General features: G+C 47.6%; 20 protein-coding genes. 14 read left to right on the plus strand and 6 right to left on the minus strand.

Translation table 11 applies throughout. The features are described from left to right. Positions 1 to 52 precede the first annotated feature (52 nt). The 8 genes from QM717_RS07515 (at position 53) to QM717_RS07550 (ending at position 5,803) form a co-directional block, all read left to right on the plus strand. Positions 53 to 595: a hypothetical protein gene (locus QM717_RS07515; protein WP_415036434.1), complete on the plus strand. Its 543-nt coding sequence runs from the start codon at positions 53 to 55 to the stop codon at positions 593 to 595. A gap of 87 nt (positions 596 to 682) precedes the next feature. Then, on the plus strand, positions 683 to 1,261 hold the full coding sequence (locus QM717_RS07520) for a hypothetical protein (protein ID WP_415036436.1): 579 nt from the start codon (positions 683 to 685) through the stop codon (positions 1,259 to 1,261). Positions 1,262 to 1,358: 97 nt separating this feature from the next. Further along, the gene (locus QM717_RS07525) at positions 1,359 to 1,769 is read left to right on the plus strand and encodes a hypothetical protein (protein ID WP_415036438.1); all 411 of its coding nucleotides are present in this window, start codon (positions 1,359 to 1,361) and stop codon (positions 1,767 to 1,769) included. A gap of 91 nt (positions 1,770 to 1,860) precedes the next feature. Next, positions 1,861 to 2,148 carry a hypothetical protein gene (locus tag QM717_RS07530; RefSeq protein WP_415036440.1) on the plus strand — a complete coding sequence of 96 codons (288 nt, stop codon included), beginning with the start codon at positions 1,861 to 1,863 and terminating at the stop codon, positions 2,146 to 2,148. A 10-nt stretch (positions 2,149 to 2,158) separates the two neighbouring features. Then, positions 2,159 to 2,677: a lipopolysaccharide biosynthesis protein gene (locus QM717_RS07535; RefSeq protein ID WP_415036442.1), complete on the plus strand. Its 519-nt coding sequence runs from the start codon at positions 2,159 to 2,161 to the stop codon at positions 2,675 to 2,677. Next, positions 2,646 to 3,425, plus strand: coding sequence for a hypothetical protein (locus QM717_RS07540; RefSeq protein WP_415036444.1), 780 nt, complete (start codon positions 2,646 to 2,648; stop codon positions 3,423 to 3,425). The genes QM717_RS07535 and QM717_RS07540 overlap by 32 nt, the downstream gene beginning before the upstream one ends. Before the next feature lie 4 nt (positions 3,426 to 3,429). Beyond that, complete coding sequence (locus QM717_RS07545) at positions 3,430 to 4,695, plus strand: hypothetical protein (protein ID WP_415036446.1); 1,266 nt, start codon at positions 3,430 to 3,432, stop codon at positions 4,693 to 4,695. After that, positions 4,682 to 5,803 carry a glycosyltransferase family 4 protein gene (locus tag QM717_RS07550; protein WP_415036448.1) on the plus strand — a complete coding sequence of 374 codons (1,122 nt, stop codon included), beginning with the start codon at positions 4,682 to 4,684 and terminating at the stop codon, positions 5,801 to 5,803. Before QM717_RS07545 ends, QM717_RS07550 begins: the two co-directional genes overlap by 14 nt. Here QM717_RS07550 and QM717_RS07555 read toward each other — a convergent pair whose 3' ends face one another. Further along, the gene (locus QM717_RS07555; RefSeq protein ID WP_415036450.1) at positions 5,804 to 6,580 is read right to left on the minus strand and encodes a 2OG-Fe(II) oxygenase; all 777 of its coding nucleotides are present in this window, start codon (positions 6,578 to 6,580) and stop codon (positions 5,804 to 5,806) included. A gap of 224 nt (positions 6,581 to 6,804) precedes the next feature. On the opposite strand from QM717_RS07555, the gene QM717_RS07560 reads away from it, so the two are divergent. From QM717_RS07560 to QM717_RS07575, 4 genes are read left to right on the plus strand one after another with little or no spacing between them, the layout of a single operon-like run. Beyond that, complete coding sequence (locus tag QM717_RS07560; protein WP_415036452.1) at positions 6,805 to 7,911, plus strand: DUF1972 domain-containing protein; 1,107 nt, start codon at positions 6,805 to 6,807, stop codon at positions 7,909 to 7,911. Beyond that, a complete protein-coding gene (locus tag QM717_RS07565) occupies positions 7,853 to 9,181 on the plus strand; it encodes an O-antigen ligase family protein (protein WP_415036454.1) in 1,329 nt (442 codons plus the stop codon). Before QM717_RS07560 ends, QM717_RS07565 begins: the two co-directional genes overlap by 59 nt. Positions 9,182 to 9,190: 9 nt before the next feature. Then, the gene (locus QM717_RS07570; protein WP_415036456.1) at positions 9,191 to 10,174 is read left to right on the plus strand and encodes a UDP-glucuronic acid decarboxylase family protein; all 984 of its coding nucleotides are present in this window, start codon (positions 9,191 to 9,193) and stop codon (positions 10,172 to 10,174) included. A gap of 1 nt (position 10,175) precedes the next feature. Then, positions 10,176 to 11,543 carry an undecaprenyl-phosphate glucose phosphotransferase gene (locus QM717_RS07575; RefSeq protein ID WP_415036458.1) on the plus strand — a complete coding sequence of 456 codons (1,368 nt, stop codon included), beginning with the start codon at positions 10,176 to 10,178 and terminating at the stop codon, positions 11,541 to 11,543. Here the strand turns inward: QM717_RS07575 and QM717_RS07580 are convergent. From QM717_RS07580 to QM717_RS07590, 3 genes are read right to left on the minus strand one after another with little or no spacing between them, the layout of a single operon-like run. After that, positions 11,540 to 12,724 carry a glycosyltransferase family 4 protein gene (locus tag QM717_RS07580; RefSeq protein ID WP_415036460.1) on the minus strand — a complete coding sequence of 395 codons (1,185 nt, stop codon included), beginning with the start codon at positions 12,722 to 12,724 and terminating at the stop codon, positions 11,540 to 11,542. The genes QM717_RS07575 and QM717_RS07580 overlap by 4 nt on opposite strands. Continuing rightward, positions 12,724 to 13,809: a non-hydrolyzing UDP-N-acetylglucosamine 2-epimerase gene (gene wecB / locus QM717_RS07585; RefSeq protein ID WP_415036462.1), complete on the minus strand. Its 1,086-nt coding sequence runs from the start codon at positions 13,807 to 13,809 to the stop codon at positions 12,724 to 12,726. The genes QM717_RS07580 and wecB overlap by 1 nt, the downstream gene beginning before the upstream one ends. Then, complete coding sequence (locus tag QM717_RS07590) at positions 13,806 to 15,128, minus strand: phenylacetate--CoA ligase family protein (RefSeq protein ID WP_415036464.1); 1,323 nt, start codon at positions 15,126 to 15,128, stop codon at positions 13,806 to 13,808. Before QM717_RS07590 ends, wecB begins: the two co-directional genes overlap by 4 nt. 130 nt (positions 15,129 to 15,258) lie before the next feature. Between QM717_RS07590 and purD the strand changes: the two genes are divergently transcribed. Then, the gene (gene purD / locus QM717_RS07595) at positions 15,259 to 16,533 is read left to right on the plus strand and encodes a phosphoribosylamine--glycine ligase (protein ID WP_415036466.1); all 1,275 of its coding nucleotides are present in this window, start codon (positions 15,259 to 15,261) and stop codon (positions 16,531 to 16,533) included. Here the strand turns inward: purD and QM717_RS07600 are convergent. Next, positions 16,525 to 16,755, minus strand: coding sequence for a DUF6341 family protein (locus tag QM717_RS07600; protein ID WP_415040091.1), 231 nt, complete (start codon positions 16,753 to 16,755; stop codon positions 16,525 to 16,527). The two genes, purD and QM717_RS07600, sit on opposite strands and share 9 nt — an antisense overlap. Before the next feature lie 94 nt (positions 16,756 to 16,849). Here QM717_RS07600 and QM717_RS07605 point away from each other — a divergent pair, with 94 nt between their 5' ends. Then, complete coding sequence (locus tag QM717_RS07605; RefSeq protein WP_415036468.1) at positions 16,850 to 17,779, plus strand: DUF6427 family protein; 930 nt, start codon at positions 16,850 to 16,852, stop codon at positions 17,777 to 17,779. Here the strand turns inward: QM717_RS07605 and QM717_RS07610 are convergent. Further along, positions 17,686 to 18,942: a glycosyltransferase family 4 protein gene (locus QM717_RS07610; RefSeq protein ID WP_415036470.1), complete on the minus strand. Its 1,257-nt coding sequence runs from the start codon at positions 18,940 to 18,942 to the stop codon at positions 17,686 to 17,688. The genes QM717_RS07605 and QM717_RS07610 overlap by 94 nt on opposite strands. Positions 18,943 to 18,957 lie beyond the last annotated feature (15 nt).

Genomic DNA, 18,957 nt, shown 5'->3' on the forward strand with positions numbered 1-18,957 from the left:
CGTTAATTCTATAAAAAGATTATTTTTGTCAAAAAATTTAAAGTGTAGTACCATGAAAAAAATCCTAATTATCTTAACTGTTTTAGCATTCGTTGGTTGTAAGGACGACAAAAAAAGCGAAGACGGACAGGCACAACCCCAACAAGAACAGCCCGCTGGAAATGAATTTTTCAGAGCTACCCTGGATGTGGTTGCCAAAAAAGATGATTCATTCCACCTGTTCTACAGCGAAGACGGAAATTTCACCGAAGAAAATTCTATTTGGGTAGAATTCAAAGGAAGCGAGAACAGCCAAAAACTCAATTTCGATGTGCCGAAAGACAAATTGCCCTCACAAATCAGAATTGATTTTGGTTTGAACAAAGACCAGGGCGACATCAAAGTCAATGGTTTGGAATTGAGCTATTACGGGAAAAACGTAACGATAACCGGAGCTGATTTCTTCAATTATTTCAGACCGAACGAGACCAATACCCAAGTGGACCCTCAAACGCAAACCCTCAAGGCCAAAGACCCGAATGGCAATCCGTTCTCTGGGCCGTCGATGTATCCGTTGGAAGCCTCGATCAAGGCTATCGAACAAATCACGAGATAATTTTTTCAAAACCATACGAAGCCATATTCCTTTAGGTCTGTGGCTTTTTTTATGGAATGTAGCGAAGCAGTCAAAAAACGTTTATCTTTGAGGGACTTCATTTGGATCTGTATGAAAAAGGCGCTTTGGTTTTTATGGTTGGTTTTTGTGGTTTCCGCTTGCGACGGAAACGACAGGACCGGTGTGCAATCGCATACCATTGCCGACCAATCGCCTGTTTTTAAGGTCACAGTAGAAGTCCAGGCTGCGCAGGACGACACTTTCGCCTTGTATTACACCACCGATGGCAGCATCGATTTTTCGAGCATCAAGCCCGTTTGGGCCAAAATCAAGGGCAGTCCGAAACCGCAAAAAGTGGTTTTCAAACTCCCTCAAAAAGTGGTTCCTACCGAACTTCGCATCGATCTGGGACAAAACCCCGACCAACGCGAAATCTACCTCCAGAAAATTTGGATGTCCTATCATGGGAAAGCAGTCGAATTTCCGGGAACCTTGATTTTTTCGTACTTCCGCCCCGATTTCAACAAAACCGAGATCAATGCCACTACGGGCATGGTGCGCGGAATTGTAAAAAAAGGGGTCAAGCAATCGCCTTCGCTTTATCCCAAGGCCGTCGACGGACCGCTGCACGAACAGATTTTGAAGCTCACGGCCACCGAAAATTAACACATTCGAAACCCTTATTTTCCTGCCGCGTACAATAATAAACGGGTTTAAATGTTATATTTGCGCACGTTGTTATTAACCCCACCAAAACAATCGCATGGAGTGTAAGATTTGCGGAAGTGAAACCACAAAGATTTTCAATACACAGGTATTGTACAAATACGCGGTAGATTATTACCAATGCCCAAACTGTGATTTCGGACAAACCGAAAAACCCTATTGGCTCGATGAAGCCTATGTCAGTTCGATGAACCTTTCCGATACGGGCGTGATGCTGCGTTGCGAAAGGATGTCCAAGATCACGACCTCGCTGATTTGCCTGTTCTTCAACTCCAAGGGGAAATTTCTCGATTATGCCGGCGGATATGGGGTGTTCACGCGTACGATGCGCGACATCGGATTTGATTTTTACTGGGATGATCCGTACACCAAAAATGTGATCGCCCGCGGTTTCGACGGCAAGCTCGACGAGCGTTACGAAATGGTGACCACTTTTCGAAAGCTTTGAGCATTTCGAGTATCCGGTAGACGAGGTCGAGAAAATCCTCAAACTCACCGATACCATCGTACTGACGACCGATATTTCGCCCGACAAGCCCATGCGCAAGGATTGGTGGTACATCGCCCCAGAGCACGGGCAGCACATCGCTTTCCATTCCAAGAAATCATTCGAATTCCTGGCCCAGAAATACGGCATGCACTACTACAATGCGATGAATGTGCACATCCTGACCAAAAAGAAACTCGGCATTCTGGCCTCGGCATTCTTCCAATTCAAGTACGCCAAGCATTTGCTGTATTTGGGTTATTTCTTTTTCACGCCTTTCCTGAAGTCGAAATCGGTCGACGACATGAACAGCTTCTACCTCAAAAAACAGCAGGCTTAGCCCTTGACGCATGAAATTGGGCGGCGGCATATTGGGCAAGAAAAAAATCAAGGACCTTATGGTTTACGGTTTCGGACAGGCCATCAATTTGTTGAGCCCGCTGATCGTGATGCCTTACCTGATCCACATTTGCGGCGAGGAAGGGCTGGGGAAAATCGGTGTCGGTTTTTCGATGGCGCTGATCCTCAACGGCATTGTCGACTACGGTTCCTACATCAAGGGCGTCAAGGACATCTCGATCAACCGCGATAACCACGAATACCTTGCCGGGCGGTTCAAGGCAATCTATTTGTCGAAATTTTTGCTGCTGTTGGCGGTGTTGGGCGTGATGACACTGGTTTTCTTCATCGTACCGTTTTTCGCGCGCGACAAGGAACTGTTTTTCCTGAGCCTGTTCATGGTGCTCGGGCAGTTCATCAACCCGGCCTGGTTCTTTCAGGGCACCGAAAATTTCAAGTGGATTTCGCTGATCAACATCCTTTTCGAAAGTCATTTACGTGTGCGCCGTTTTTGTGCTGATCAACCGTAAGGAAGATTATGTTTTGGCCAATTTGTTTTTCGGCCTGGGGATGATCCTGGCCAACAGCATCGGTTTTTTCTACCTTGTTAAAACCTATGGCGTGTCGCTCGGCGGATTTTCATTGGCACCGGCCTACCAAATCCTGCGCGAGGAGTTTTCGTTCAGCGTTTCGCAGTTTTTCCTGTCGATTTACCAGTTTTTCCCGATCATGATCGTGAGTTACATCGGGGGCGATTTCATGGCGGGACAATTCCGCGTGATCGACCAGATCGTGTCGATTTTCAAGTCGTACCAAAACATCTTTTTCTATTTCGTCTATGCGAACATTTGTTACGAGCTCGACAAGAACCTCAAACGCGGCATGGCGGTCTGGAAACAATACAACGGGCTCAATTTCCTGATGCTTTTGGGCATTGTGGCCGTGTTTTTTTGGAAGGCCGAACTCATTTTTACCTATTTTAAGATCGATGCCACGCAGATGGAATCGGTGGTGTATTATTTCAGGATGGCGCTCGCGATCCCGATGCTCATTGCGGTTTCGATGCCGTTGCGCCAGCTCATGTTTGCCTTTGAAAAGAACAGGATCTACATCACGATCACCATCGTGGCTACGATCGCCAACCTCATTTTGCTCCTCGCCCTTACGCAATGGTACCAACTCGAAGGTTCGTTCTTCTCTATTATTTTTATTGAATTTATTGTGATAGTTTTGTATGTCTTTATCCTCGGGAAAAACCTAAGGCAGGCATTAAATTAATTGAATGGAGTCTAAAGCAGCTAATAACAATTTATTTTACCAAATCCTTTTTGCCATTTGCGTCGGCGTGACGTATTTGAACATTTACGAACTGACGTTTGCCATCTGGTCGTTCTCGTTGCTCATTTCGCTCCGCCGGAAATATTCGCTGACTTTGGTGCATTACCTGTTGTGTTTTGTGGCGATATTTGGGATTGCGCTGACGGTTTCTTTTTTCCGCGAATACAAACTGTACAATTTTTTCCGCGACATTTCCTATCTGCTCAAACCGATTCTGGGATTGGTCGTCGGTTACCAATTGTGCCGCAACCTGCGCATCAAGCCGTTTGAAACCATCGCCTACACCGGACTCGGTATTGCGGTGATCCACATGATCCTGATTTTCTACAATGCGTTGCTGCACCATATCGTCAACATCCACGAGCTGCGCCACTTTACGGGTTACTTTAGCGATTTCGAAATTTATGCATTGCTCGTGCTGATTTTCAGCAAGGAACTCGAGATCAAGATTTCGGCCGAAAAACGTTGGCTGTTCATCCTCATCATTGCTGTCTCGTCGGCGCTTTACGTTTCGCGGACCAATTTCCTGCAGCTCATCATCTTGTACCTGGCGATGAAAGGTTATTTCAAGATTACCACGCGTGCGGTGATTGTCATGAGTTTGGTCATTGCGGGAACATTGATCGGTTATGCGATCATCTACAACATGACCCTTACGCGAAATGGACGCGGTTTGGAAGGCTTCCTGTACAAGGTCAAGAACGCACCGATCGAGGCGTTCAAAAGCAAGGTAGATGAGGACGATTGGGAAGATTTCAACGACAACTACCGGTCCTACGAAACCATCATCACGCTCAAGCAGGTGTCTTCGGGCGGCTGGACCACCATTTTGTTTGGAAAGGGCATGGGTGCGACCATCGATGTGGGCCGCGAAATGTGGACCAACGACGGCGAATTCATCCGTTACGTCCCGACGCTGCACAACGGTTACATGACCGTTTACCTCAAATCGGGGGTGGTTGGTATTTTCTTTAGCGTGGTGTTCATGATCCTGCTCACGCGCCAACGCCAACGCAAGACCGACACGCCGCTGATCAAGAACATCAACTTGTTCCTGTCCGGGACGGGTATTTTCCTTTTCCTGGCCAACTGGGTGTTGCTGGGACTGTACCTCAAGATCGACAACAAATCACTCATCATCGGGCTGATCCTTTGCTACAAGGAACTGCTCGTCAAACAATCCTTATTGCCCAAGAATGAAGAATCCTAAAGGCCCCACCCGAATTTTTGTAGATTGTCATGTTTTTGACGAAGGTTTTCAGGGCACGCGAACATACATCAAAGGTTTGTATAATGAATTGATTGCCGATGAAACCCGTCACTTTTTCTTCGCCTCAGTCAATACCGAAATCCTCAGGGAAGAATTCGGCGACAGACCCAATGTGACCTATTTGAAATTCAAATCGTACAGCAGCATCAAAAGATTGCTCATTGAAATGCCGCGAATGATCAGGAAGCACCGCATTGATTTTGCGCATTTCCAATACCGTGTGCCGCCCCTTAAACTGTGCAAATACATCGTTACGACACATGATGTGCTGTTTGAAGATTTTCCGCAGACTTTTCCGGTAGGGGAACGCTATGAAAGTTCACTTACATACTGGATCAGCGCACACATGTCTGAAATCGTGTTTACGGTTTCCGATTATTCGAGAAGACAGATACAACGGCACATGCGCATTTCGAACCCAGTGGTGATGCCCAATGGGGTCGATTCGCTTTTCTTTGAAGATTACGACAAGGAATCTGTTCAGGCAGCAGTCAAAAAGGACTATGGACTGGACAATTATCTGATTTACATCAGCCGGCGCGAACCCAGAAAAAACCAGCATTTGCTGCTGCAGTATTTCATCGACCTTAAGTTGTATGAAAACCAACAATTGGTGCTGGTTGGACACAAGACATTCGAGGATGAAAAGTTCGATGCCATTTACAATCCGCTAGACGCCGATATTAAAAAGAAAATTCTGCTCATCAGCAACGTGGCGTTTCCAGAAATCGTCAAATTGCTTCGCGGCGCCCAAGCATTCATTTATCCTTCGATAGCCGAAGGTTTTGGGATTCCACCATTGGAAGCCGCTGCCGTGAAAATACCGGTGCTGTGTTCTAACCAGACTGCGATGTCCGATTTCCAATTCTTTGGAGACAATCTATTCAATCCGTTTGATCCGAAGGAATTCAGTGAGAAACTATTGCGAATTGCCACATCCGAACCCAATCAGGCTGAGCTCGAAACCATCAAAAACACCGTAGCCGAAAAGTACAACTGGCGAATCGCCGCTGACATCTTTAATCGGGAACTTAAAAAATTCGAATAATTATTGGTTTTTGGCCGTCGCGCTTCCGAAAAACTTGTTCTTGGTCTGTACCAGGAAATTGTAGTTTTTGGCCAATTGTTTCTTGAGGAATGACGCGTCTTCCTTCGGGAACCAGTCGGTCGTCCTTGGGGTTTCGATCAATCGTTCGTGTACTTGGTAGGCATAGGTCGCGATCGAAGTACGGTAACGGCCTTCGGGAAAATTGGTCATGTCGTAGCCGTGCAACGAATACGGCGCGCATTGTTGGACGATCATGCGGTTGAACGGCACGTCGATTTCGGTTTCCTCATTGGTGCGCAAATCCTTGATTTTGAGCCCGCCTTTGTATTCCGGTTTCCAATCCTTGTTGAGGTACAACAGCAGATTGAGTTCGCGGTACCAGTTCTTGTGCAACGGATGGTAGTTGAAATCCAGGTGCATGTCCAGGAAACTGTTCTTCTTGCCCTGGTGCAATCCGCCGCCGAAATTTTTCGGGTCGACAAAGGTTTTCTTGGCCGTGATAAAACTCAGGATTTTGTTGAAACGCTCCGAGGACAAATCGTTGTAGAACTCGTTGAGTTCCGGGCAGATTTCCTTGTAGTTCGACTTTTCGAATTTGTTGTTGGCAAACGCATAATCGCGGCTTTTGTTGTTGAGTTCCGGGATGCTCTCGTAAGCGCGCGTGAGTTTTTCGACATCGCAAAAGTTGTCGATCACCAAATGTGGAAACGGTTGCGCAGTGAGGTATTTTATGCGTAAATCGTCCAGGTTATTTTCTAAAAAGTCGAAGTTGATCATCTTGTTTTTCTTTAAGATTAGTGCAAAAGTAAGAATAAATCTAAATAAGCAATGGCGGCATTATCATTTAACAGTATGGCGCGTAAAATATTATCGATACCACCTGTGATAACGATTGGCGATGGATTTTATTATCCGGATGGAGGAATATTTAGGGTCTTGGCCGAACATCGGTTGATAATTGCAAAAAATCCCTATTTTTGCCCCCGAAAAAAGTTGCTTCAATGAAAATAGGAATTATAGGAACCCGAGGCGTGCCCAACCATTATGGCGGTTTCGAACAGTTTGCCGAGTTCTTTTCGGTCTATCTTGTCGAGAAAGGCCATGAGGTGTATGTCTATAATTCGCACAACCATCCGCACCAGGAAAAGACCTGGAACGGTGTGAACATCATCCACCAGAACGACCCGGAACACAAGATGGGCACTTTTGGGCAATTCATTTACGACTACAACTGCATCCTCGATTCGCGCAAACGCGACTTCGACATCCTGCTGCAGCTCGGTTACACGAGCAACTCGGTCTGGTTTTTCCTTTTGCCCAAAAAACCGATCGTGATCACCAATATGGACGGGCTCGAGTGGAAACGCTCGAAATACAACCGCCCGGTGCGCCAGTTCCTCAAGTTCGCCGAACGCTTGGCGGCCGTGAGCAGCGATTACCTGGTCGCCGATTCACTCGGGATCCAGTCGTTCCTCAAGAAACAGTACGGCAAGGAATCGACTTATATCGCCTATGGAGCGCATCCGTTCAACCAACCGGACGAATCGATAATCGCACAGTACAATGTGGAAAAAGGCCGTTACAACATGATCATGGCGCGTTTCGAACCCGAGAACAACCTCGACATGGTGCTCGAAGGCGTGACACTGCAACAAGAAAAGACCCCGATCCTGGTCGTGGGCAACCACAATACAAAATACGGCGCCTACCTCAAAGACAAATATGCCGGCCACGCCAACATCCGATTCATGGGCGGGATTTACAATTTGCTGCACCTGGACAACCTGCGTTATTTCTCGAATCTGTATTTCCACGGACATTCGGTGGGCGGAACCAATCCGTCGCTGCTCGAGGCCATGGCTTCCCAGGCGCTTATCGCGGCCCACAACAACGACTTCAACCGCGGCGTGCTCAAAGACAATGCATTTTATTTTGCCAATCCGAAAGAGGTTAAAAATTTGCTCGGCACTATCAAAAAAAGTGATAACTTGCGCCTGGTCGAAAACAATTACACGGCCATCGAAAATGATTTTAACTGGGAAAAAATAAATGGAGCATACCTCAAATTATTTGAAGACTGTTTTGCTCAATCTCAGACAGGAAAGTAAAGAACACCCGACCCTTCTTTTAATTGCCTTGAGTTTATTGACGATTCCGTTGCCGTATGTGTGCAACAGCATCTCGGTTATTTTGCTCGTCGGTACCACCCTGATTACGGCCAAGAAAAGAAACGTACACCTGGAAACCCGATTGTTGCTGCCCATCGGCTTGTTTGTGCTGATGATGGTTTCACTGCTTTGGAGCGTCGATTTCCGCGTCTCGGTCAAGGCATTGCAGAAAGGAATCCCATTGCTGTTGGTTCCGCTGTGCTTCATGATTTTCCCCGCGCTCGATTGCTTGCAGAAGCAAAAGATCCTGCGCTATTTCAGCTACGGAATGGTAGGATTTACGCTATTTTGGCTGATCAAGGCACTGGTTCGTTTCGTTGCCGGACAGGACAGCTCGGTTTTTTTCTACCATGAACTCGTGACCGAGGACGTCAATGCCATCCATGTTTCGGTCTATATAACGGTCAGCATCTTCTATTTTCTGACGCGTGGCTCGAAATCCAATTTCGACAAAATGGCGGTGGTATTGCTCGTGGTTTTCCTCGTGCAGCTTTCTTCCAAGAATATCCTGCTTGTATTTTTGCTGCTCGCCGGAATTTATTCGTTTCGGTTGTTCCGATCCAAGAACAGGCAACTGCTGTTGTGGGGCATTTTGGTCACTTTACTCGCCTCAGCGGCCTTTATGGGTAAAATCAAGGACCGTTTCCTGATCGAATTCAACTCGAATACGAGACAGGACACCGTCAACACCGAGGTTGGTAACAATTTCAACAAAGTCTACAACGTGACGATCTGGGAAGCCTGGAACCAGGAAACCTTCTCCGACAATGATTATTTTCCCGGGGCGGCTTTCCGCGTGTACCAAATCAGGATTTTTAAGGAATTGCTCTCGGAAGATTCCATTTTCTTTACCGGTTATGGGCTCAATGCGGTCGACGAAAAAATCAAGGAAAAAGGCCGGCAACACCGCGTGTTTTCAGGAAATGAGACGCACGACGGCTACCAGAACAAAAACTTCCACAACCAATACGTACAGGTTTTTGCCGAACTCGGCATTTTCGGATTATTACTTTTGGTGGTCATGCTTGGCATTAATCTTAAAAATGCGCTTCAAACAAAAGATTTTATCCATATTTCTTTCGCAATTCTAATGATAAGTTTATTTTTGACGGAATCTTTTTTATCAAGACAGCGGGGCATCATTTTTTTCACCGTAATGTACTGCCTTTTCAATTCGGGCATACGGTTTACGGCCGCTGAAAAAGAATAAAATAAAACTATGAAGAGAATACTCATCACCGGCGCGGCGGGCTTTTTGGGCTCACACTTGTGCGACCGGTTTATAGCAGAAGGTTATCATGTGATCGGGATGGACAATCTCATCACAGGGGATTTAAAAAACATCCAGCACCTTTTCAAAAACAAGCACTTCGAATTCTACCACCACGATGTCACCAAGTATGTCCATGTTCCGGGCGAACTCGATTACATCCTGCACTTTGCCTCACCGGCCAGCCCGATCGATTACCTCAAGATTCCGATCCAGACGCTCAAAGTCGGCTCGCTCGGCACGCACAACCTGCTCGGTTTGGCGCGCGTCAAGAAAGCCAGAATCTTGATTGCCTCGACTTCGGAGATTTACGGTGATCCGCTCGTGCATCCGCAAACCGAGGATTACTACGGCAACGTGAACACGATCGGACCGCGCGGCGTATACGACGAAGCCAAGCGTTTCCAGGAGTCGATCACGATGGCCTACCATACATTCCACGGTGTAGAAACGAGAATCGTTAGGATTTTCAACACTTATGGTCCGAGAATGCGACTCAACGACGGTCGTGTCATTCCGGCTTTTATCGGACAGGCGTTGCGCGGTGAAGATTTGACGATTTTTGGCGACGGTTCGCAGACGCGTTCGTTCTGCTACGTGGACGACCAGGTCGAAGGCATTTTCCGTTTGCTGCATTCGGACTATGTGTATCCGGTCAACATCGGCAACCCAGACGAAATCACGATCAAGGATTTTGCCGAGGAAATCATCAAGCTCACGGGAACCAACCAGAAAGTGGTCTACCATCCGCTGCCGATGAACGATCCGTTGCAGAGACAACCCGATACGACCAAAGCCAAAGCCATCCTCGGATGGGAAGCCAAGGTTTCGCGTGCCGAAGGGATGAAAATCACCTATGACTATTTCAAATCGTTGTCGACTGAAGAACTCTTGAAAGAAGAACACAAAGACTTTACGGGATACATCCACTAGCATGGTTTCACAGCATAAAGGAAGATATTCAAAGTACATCAGGCCTATAAGCGTTGCATTCGATCTTTTGGTAATTACGCTGTTGAGTTTATATTTCCTGAGGGAATTGAACCTTAACTTTGTGTATTACCTGTCCTATCAAACGCTTTTGTGGGGATTGGTGGCTTTGTTCATCCGATTTTATGAAGTGTACCGGTTCACGACGCCGGTAGAAATCGCCTCGAAGATTCTGCAACAGGGCGTATTGTTCCTGCTCGTGATCATTGCGTTTTTCCCGTTCTCCAAGGCGGTCATCTTCAGCGGGACGGCCATTGCGTGGTTCATGACCGCGAGTTTTGCGCTGATCACGATTTTCAAGTACCTGCTTTTTTATTACCTCAAAAAATACCGCATCATCACCGGAAGCAATTTCCGCAATGCCGTCATCATCGGATACACGCCCGAGGCGATCCGCCTCAAGGAGGTTTTCGAGACGCGCAACGATTACGGCTACCGCTTCTTCGGCTTTTTCTCCGACAAGAAAACCAACGCCAACATCATCGGCAAGATCGATACGCTCAAACAGTTTGTGCTCGACAAGAACATCGATGAGATCTATTGCTCGCTCAATGAGATTTCGAACGAACAGGTCAAGGACCTTGTCGAATTCTCGGACGACAACAAAGTCACGATCAAGTTCATCCCCGATGCCAAGGAGATTTTCTCCAAAAACCTCAAGATCGATTACTACGAATTGTTTCCGGTACTTTCGCTGCAGCGCACCCAATTGCACCAGCCGATCATCAAGGTCGTCAAGCGGGTTTTCGACATCTTTTTCTCGTTGTTTGTGATGCTTTTCCTGCTTTCGTGGCTCGTCCCGATCCTGGCCGTATTGATCAAGCTCGAATCGCCGGGCCCGATTTTCTTCCGTCAGGGAAGACCGGGGCTCGATGAACGCGAATTCTTCTGTTACAAATTCCGATCGATGAAGGTCAACAAGACCACCGAGAAAGAAGCCTCCAAGAACGATCCGCGCGTGACCAAGATTGGAAAATTCATGCGCAAGACCAGCATCGATGAATTGCCGCAGTTCCTCAACGTATTGGTCGGCGAGATGTCGGTCGTGGGCCCAAGACCACACCTTTGGTCACAGAACAAGGCTTACGGCAGCAAGATCAAGAAATACATGGTGCGCCATTACGTCAAACCCGGCATCACCGGATTGGCGCAGGTGCGTGGTTTTCGCGGCGAGATCGAAACCGATGAGGACATGATCAACCGCATCAAATACGACGTGTTTTACATCGAGAACTGGTCGTTGATCCTCGATCTCAAAATCATCGTCCAAACCGTCATCAACATCTTCAAGGGCGAAGAAAAAGCCTATTAGAACACGCCTTCGGCAATCAGTTTCTGGATTTGACGGTCGAGGTTGAAATGCGTCTGTGCGCGCTCGAAAACGTCTTTGCGCATGGCTTGGATCTTGGATTTTTGCGTGTTCGAAATTTCACCCAAAACCAGATTCAGGCTTTCAAAATCGCCGACTTTCGCAATCCAACCCAAATTATTTTCGGCGACAATCGTCTCGCCTTCGCCGCCCCCGAAATACAAACTCGGAATCCCGAGCGCGCCGTATTCGAAAATCTTCGACGGCACCGAACCGAAAATCCGCGTTTTGAGCGGAACCAGCGCCACGTCAAACGAAGCCAGTCTTTGGAGCAATTCACTTCGGTCAAGCATGCCGTGAAAAACAATATTCTTCTCCGGATGGTTCTGGATGTAGGTCTCGATCGCCGCTTTCTCGGCCCCGTCGCCAAAAATGTGGAATTCGATGTTGTGGCCGGCCAAATCCATGCGCTGGCACACTTCCAAAACGCCCTGCGCCACTCCGAGCAGACCGGCATAAAACATTTTGATTTTGGGATTGCCGTCCTGGACGATGGTCAGTTGGTCGATTTGGTGGTCGGGGAAATTGCGGTACAGGAAACAGCGCTTTCCAGGGATAATTTCCTGGACGTGTTGTATGATTTCATTGGATTGGCCCAAAACCAAGGTCGCATTCTTGTAGATGAAGCGTTCGAAAAACAACGAGACCTTGTGCGAGAAACTGCCTCTTTTGAGGGCGTTCAATTCGAGAGCGGCCATCGGCCAAAGATCGGAAACATTGAGGATGATCTTTTTGTTCTTGAACGAAAGCACAAAAACCGACAAGAACGACAGCAACAACGGCGGCGACTGTACGATGATTTTCTTCGGCGTTTTCTTGAACAGCAGATAGAAAAACAACACACCCGCAAACGAAAAAACCGACAGCAACCGGACGATGAGGTTTTTGCTCACGCTGGGCAAGATCCAAAGTCTGGAAACCTTGACGCCGTCCAAATTTTCATGGACGAGAAATTTGCCCTTGTAAGCCGGAAACACTTCGCCTTTCGGGTAATTCGCGAGCGGGCAAACCACCGAAACATTGTAATGGTGCTGCTGGAGCTTGAGCGCCAACTGTTCGATGCGGTTGGCCGCGGCGCCTTTTTCGGGCGGGTAATAGTTCGATATGATCAGCAGGTCTTCCACTAGGATTGCAGCAGGATTTCGATGATTCTTTCGGAGGCTTTCCCGTCCCAAAGTTCGGGAATGCCGCTTTCGCGCGGGCCGTTTTCGAGGAATTTGTTGAATTCCTTTTCGAGGTTTTCAATCGAAATCCCGACGAGCGTATTGGTGCCGATGGTTTGCGTTTCGGGACGTTCGGTCGTCGTGCGCATCGTAAAACACGGAATTTTGAGCACGGTCGTTTCTTCTGAAATGCCGCCCGAATCGGTAATCACGGCAAAGCTGTTCTTGATCAGGTACATGAAACTCAGGTAACCTTGCGGCTCGACGTAAATGATGTTCTTGAAATCGAGCATGGAGTTTTGCAGGATCGCCTTGGTTCTCGGATGCACGGGGAAAATGACTTTTTTGTCCTTGGCCAACGCATCGATGCCGAGCAGCAATTTTTGCAGCGATTGTTCTTCGTCTACATTCGACGGTCGGTGCAGCGTCAAGATGATGTAATTTCCGGTTTCAAGATTAAAGGCATCCCAAAAATCGGGTTTGGTGATGCGTCCCAAATTCTGTGTCAGCGTATCGATCATGACATTTCCGACAAAATGGATGTGCATCGGATTGGTGCCGTATTGGAGCAAATTTTCACCCGCCCAAACCGAAGTCGTAAAAAACAGGTCGGTGATGCTGTCGGTCACGATGCGGTTGATTTCCTCGGGCATCGTCCAATCGCCCGAACGGATGCCGGCCTCGACATGCGCAACCTTGATATGCATTTTCTTGGCCACGATCGCGCAGGCCATCGTCGAATTGACATCTCCCACGACCACGACCAGATCGCAAGGATTTTGGATCAGCTCCTGCTCAAACGCAATCATGATCGCGGCGGTCTGCTCGGATTGCGAACCGCTTTTGACCTCGAGGTTGCTGTGCGGCTGCGGGATGTTGAGCTCCTCGAAAAACGTATCGCTGAGGTTCTTGTCGTAATGCTGTCCGGTATGAACGAGCCGGTACGAAAGATCTGCACCTTCGTGTTGCTTTTTTTCGATGGCCTTGATGATGGGGGCAATCTTGATGAAATTTGGGCGCGCGCCGGCAACGATGGTTATTTTCATGAATCTTGTTTTAGTTCGGACACAAATTGTTTGAGCTTGCCACTTTTGCTGCGCTCGAGCACGGTTTTGCGGTGGTAGATGTACGTCAGTCCGGGTTCGAGGAAATCGGCGAACACTTTTTCCATCTCCGAAATTTCGGCTTCGCTTAGCGGTTTTTCGCTCGTGTAATCGATTTCAAAAGTATCCAATTTTGTCTGTTTGATGACAAACTCCTTGACATTTCCGTCGTCGCCGAACAAGCGTTTGGTAATCGAATAGAACGTCATCCCGGCGGGTTTTTTCCCCGAAGGCAGGATCGCGACGTCATTGGTACGCCCGATCAGCTTTTTGAGGATTGGTTTCTTGGCCGTACTTTTTTCATCCAAAATGCCATAATCGCCCACCTCATAACGGATGAACGGATGTGCGAAATTGTACAGGCAAGTGACCAAGATTCTTCCTTGTTGGCCATGTGGCAAAATTTTTCCGTTCTCGTCTACGATTTCGATGATCGAACTCTCGGCGTTGACGATCCACTCATCTTCGGTGTTTTGGAACGCGATCATGTCGACTTCACTCGCGCCATATTCATTGACGACAGGAATGCCGAGATGTGTTTCAAGTAACATTTTGTCGTCCTCAAACAGCATTTCCGAAGTGACGATGCACACCTTGAGCGTCGGACAAATTTCTTTTAAAATGAGGTTTTTCTTTTTGAGGTATTTCGCGACCAAAACGATTGAACTCGTGTAGCCGTTGATGTAATCGAATTTTTTCGTTGCAAATTTTTTGAGGATGATTTCAATTCCTGCATCCGAGAAATCGAAAATGCTAAAGCGGTAACGACGGCTCAGGATGTCCTTGAAGCGCAACGTCAGATTCGGGATGAAATCGAGCGGCATCCCATAAAACCGTGCTTGCAAAGAATGATTGAAATCGACGCCATACCAGCCGAATCGTCTAATAATGTTGGCCCAAATGAGCGCATGATAGGCTTTGTCCTTGGCAAACACCATCGGGTCGCCGCTCGAGCCCGAGGTCTTGTTGATGTAGGCGGTCTTTTGTGAATAGCCTTCTGAAAGCCGCTGATCCAAAGGCCGCTGGTAATCGATCTTGCGCATGATGGGCAAATCTTCCCAACGGTCAAACGAATTTTTACCGACGAGGCTTTGGTAAAATGGGTTGCTGGCCAGGTGGAATTCGACGAGTTCGCGTTTTTTGTGTTCGAGAAAAGCGGCATAATCTTGCTCTGGGACTGCCAAAATCTGGGCGAGTTTGCGCTTGGCTTCCTCGAGAGGGAAGCCATTCATTTTGAGCGAAAAATCGAAAATTTTAAACACCAGCGCGAATTTTTCCCAAAAATAATATTTACCCGCCACCGAGCGTTAGGATTGGAAGTTTTTTTAAAGATTAATTATTTTTTGCGCGCAAAAGCCCCTATTTTTGTGCCATCAAAACAACAACAGCACAATGACCATTTTACTTTTAGGATCCGGCGGACGCGAACATGCATTGGCCTGGAAAATGCTCCAGAGCGTACACTGCTCGAAACTTTTTGTCGCACCCGGAAATGCCGGTACCGAAGGCATCGCGACCAACATTAACCTCAATCCCACCGACTTCGACGCCATCAAGACTTTTGTCATCAAGGAAAAAGTCAACATGGTCGTCGTGGGCCCAGAAGATCCGCTTGTGAAAGGGATTTTCGATTTCTTTGAGGAAGACCCGATTTTGTGTGATGTTCCGGTCATCGGGCCGTCGAAACTCGGCGCGAAACTCGAGGGCAGCAAGGAATTCGCGAAGGAATTTCTCGTCAAGCATAAAATTCCGACCGCCGCTTATGGCAGTTTTACCAAAGAAACGGTCGAAAACGGCTGTGATTTTCTCGAAACATTGTCGCCGCCTTATGTGTTGAAAGCCGATGGATTGGCCGCAGGCAAAGGCGTATTGATCATCCAGGATTTGGAGGAAGCCAAAGCCGAATTGCGGAATATGCTCGTGCACGCCAAGTTCGGGACGGCCAGCAGCAAAGTCGTCATTGAGGAATTCCTCGACGGCATCGAATTGAGCTGTTTCGTGTTAACCGATGGCAAAAATTATAAAATCTTGCCGACGGCCAAAGATTACAAACGCATCGGCGAAGGCGACACCGGCTTGAATACGGGTGGAATGGGCGCGGTTTCCCCGGTTCCGTTTGCCGATAAGACGTTGATGGATAAAATCGAATCGCGCATCGTCAAGCCGACCATTGCCGGTTTGCAGCACGACAACATCCCATACAAAGGATTCGTTTTCATCGGATTGATCAATGTGAAAGGTGAGCCGATGGTCATCGAATACAACGTCAGGATGGGCGACCCGGAAACCGAAGTGGTGATTCCAAGATTGAAATCGGATTTGGTCGAATTGTTTGTCGCCGTTTCAAACCAACGATTGGATGAAGTAGCGCTCAAGATTGACGACAGAAGTGCCGCGACAATCATGGTCGTTTCGGGCGGCTACCCAGAAGATTATGAGAAAGGAAAGGAAATTTCGGGACTCGAAAATGTCGAAGGATCGATTGCGTTCCATGCCGGGACCAAAACCGAAAACGGCAAAGTCGTGACCAACGGCGGGCGTGTCATTGCGGTGACTTCGTACGGCGATGATTTCCAACAGGCCATAAAAAAATCTTACCAAAACATAGACAGGCTAAGCTTTGATAAGATGTATTTTAGAAAGGATATCGGTTTCGACTTACTTTAAGAACGAGTGTGCCGTAGTATCCTGGTCGTCTTCGCCGCTGGCATGGTGTAAAGTAAGCTGTTTGCACCAGTAAACGGTAGCCACAGCACAGATGATCATAAAAATCCAGTTCACGATGTTCGCCCCGGTCCAGCTCGACAATTCGAGTTGTCTGAAAAAGTTTTGCGGGATGAACATGATGTTTTCAAAAAACCACTGGATCGCTAAGAAAATAGATCGCATCATAATGACTTATTTTTATGGATTCCGCGGTTTGGCCGCGGTTTCTTTTTTAAACAATGTTATATTTACAGTCACAAAAGTATAAAATAGATTCATGATAACAAGCCTTTTTAGAAAATCTACGCCGTTAAATTATTCGCTGGTTATCCTGGCGGTCGTATTTTTCTTTTTCATTTTTCAGATCGGGCACACCACGGGGCAAAATACGCTCGCCGATTACGTCTTGAAATTCAGCTTGTTGTCGTTTATTTTCGCCTCGCTTTTCATCGCCAATTTCATCGTAAAGAAAAACGGGCTCAGCAAGGACAGCGCTTACACGGTATTGTTTTACCTGGTTTTTTTGTTGTTTTCTCCGCCCTTGATGGACAACCTGCGGCTTGTTGTGGCCAATTTTTTGGTGCTGTTGTCGATGCGTCGGCTCGTTTCGCTGCACTCGCTCAAGGCCACCAAGGAAAAAATATTCGATGCCTCGTTGTGGATTTTCCTCGCGGCCTTTTTCCACTTTTGGTGCATCGCGTTCATCGTGCTGGTGTTCATTTCGATTTTGTTCCATGCCGCGCGCGATTACCGCAATTGGTTTTTGCCGTTCATCGCCTTTTTTACGGCCGTGACGATATTTCTTTTCTTCGCCTTATTGATCGATAAGGAATGGATCAACCAATTGATCGCCAATGCGCAATTCGATTTCAAGATCAATTATTTCGACAACAATTTCCAGAATGCCGCGCTTTCGGTCTATGCGACCATTGCGCTGTTCTTCGTGGTGTCGTTGTTGCTGTCGTTGTCGAACCGGCCGTTGATTTTGCATTCTTCTTACAAGAAAATCATCTGGTCGTTTTTTATCGGCGTACTTATTTTTGTGGTGTCCCCGCACAAGAGCAACGAACTTTTGATCTTTACTTTCGCACCGTTGGCCATGATGGCCACGAGTCATGTAGAGGCTGCCGCAATCCAATGGCAGAAAGAAGTGATCCTGGCCGTGACCATTTCGAGCGGCCTGTTTGCGTACTTTCTCCAGTTGTAAGCCGGTTTTTGCTGCAGGATTTTCGCATAAGCCGAAACATGTTGCTGGGCAATTTTTTCGAAATCAAATTTTTCCTGTACCGTTTTTCGGGCCTGCTGGCCGAAGGATTGACGCAAATCGGCATTTTCAAGCAATTGCACTATTCGATCTGCATAGTGTTGGTGCTGTGTCGGGTGGACCAAAAATCCATCCTTTCCATCGGTAATCATTTCGCTGGCCCAACCGATAGCCGAAGCCACGATTGCCTTGCCCATCGCCATGGCTTCCATCCATGAAACAGGCAGCGCTTCGGCATACGACGGAAACACGCAAACGTCGGCGCTATCGATATAAGCTGCAATTTTATCATAGGCGACACTGCCGGCGTAGGTCACTTTTTTCAACGCGGTTTCCGAAAACATCGGCTGCATCATTTGCCAAACCGACGCCTTTCCGGTAACCGGATCATTGCTGTCCAAACCCACCAAAATCAGTTGGACAGACGGATTTTGCGCTACGACTTTGTTGAAAATATGGGGCAATTCCAGAGTGCCTTTCTTGCGCACCAATGTACCGAAATACAAAATCGTATGGGTGGGGTCGTGCTGGGTTTGCGGATGAAATTTCCCGATGTCGATGCCGTTCGGAATGACTTTAAAATCTTTCCGGAGCGCCATGACCGATTGGGTCACCTCCGCCGAAAATTGGCTTACGGCCAGCAAGGCATCGGCTTTGCGCAAGGCGCGTTTTTCCTGCCGCGCCGTTTCGGGATCGATGGGCCGCTGGGCCAAATGCGCAAAATAGGTTTCCGAACCGTGAACCTTGACCACCACCGGACATTTGGGTTGGATGAATGCGGTGATCCCGGTCCAATCCGGGGCTTCGACGAGATTGACTCTGTCTTCGCGGACCAACCGGCGCAGCAGTTTTTCGATCTTCTTTTGGGTTTTGTAACGGCCACGTTTGTGGCTTGGGTTGTTGCGAATCGTATAAAAATCGAATCCATCGGCTTCAAAGAAACCATCTGTTTCCTGATTGTAGACAATGATGCTCACTTTTACGCCGCGTTGGGCCAGTGCCGATCCGAGGTTTTGAATGCTGGTGCCAATACCGCCGCACAAACCGGAAATTTTCGGATGCGGAAATTCGGGCGTCAGGAACGCCACTTTGAGTTGTTGATCCATGGGGCCAAAGTAGCA

Source organism: Flavobacterium sp. (assembly GCF_047602195.1).
Classification (GTDB): Bacteria; Bacteroidota; Bacteroidia; order Flavobacteriales; family Flavobacteriaceae; genus Flavobacterium.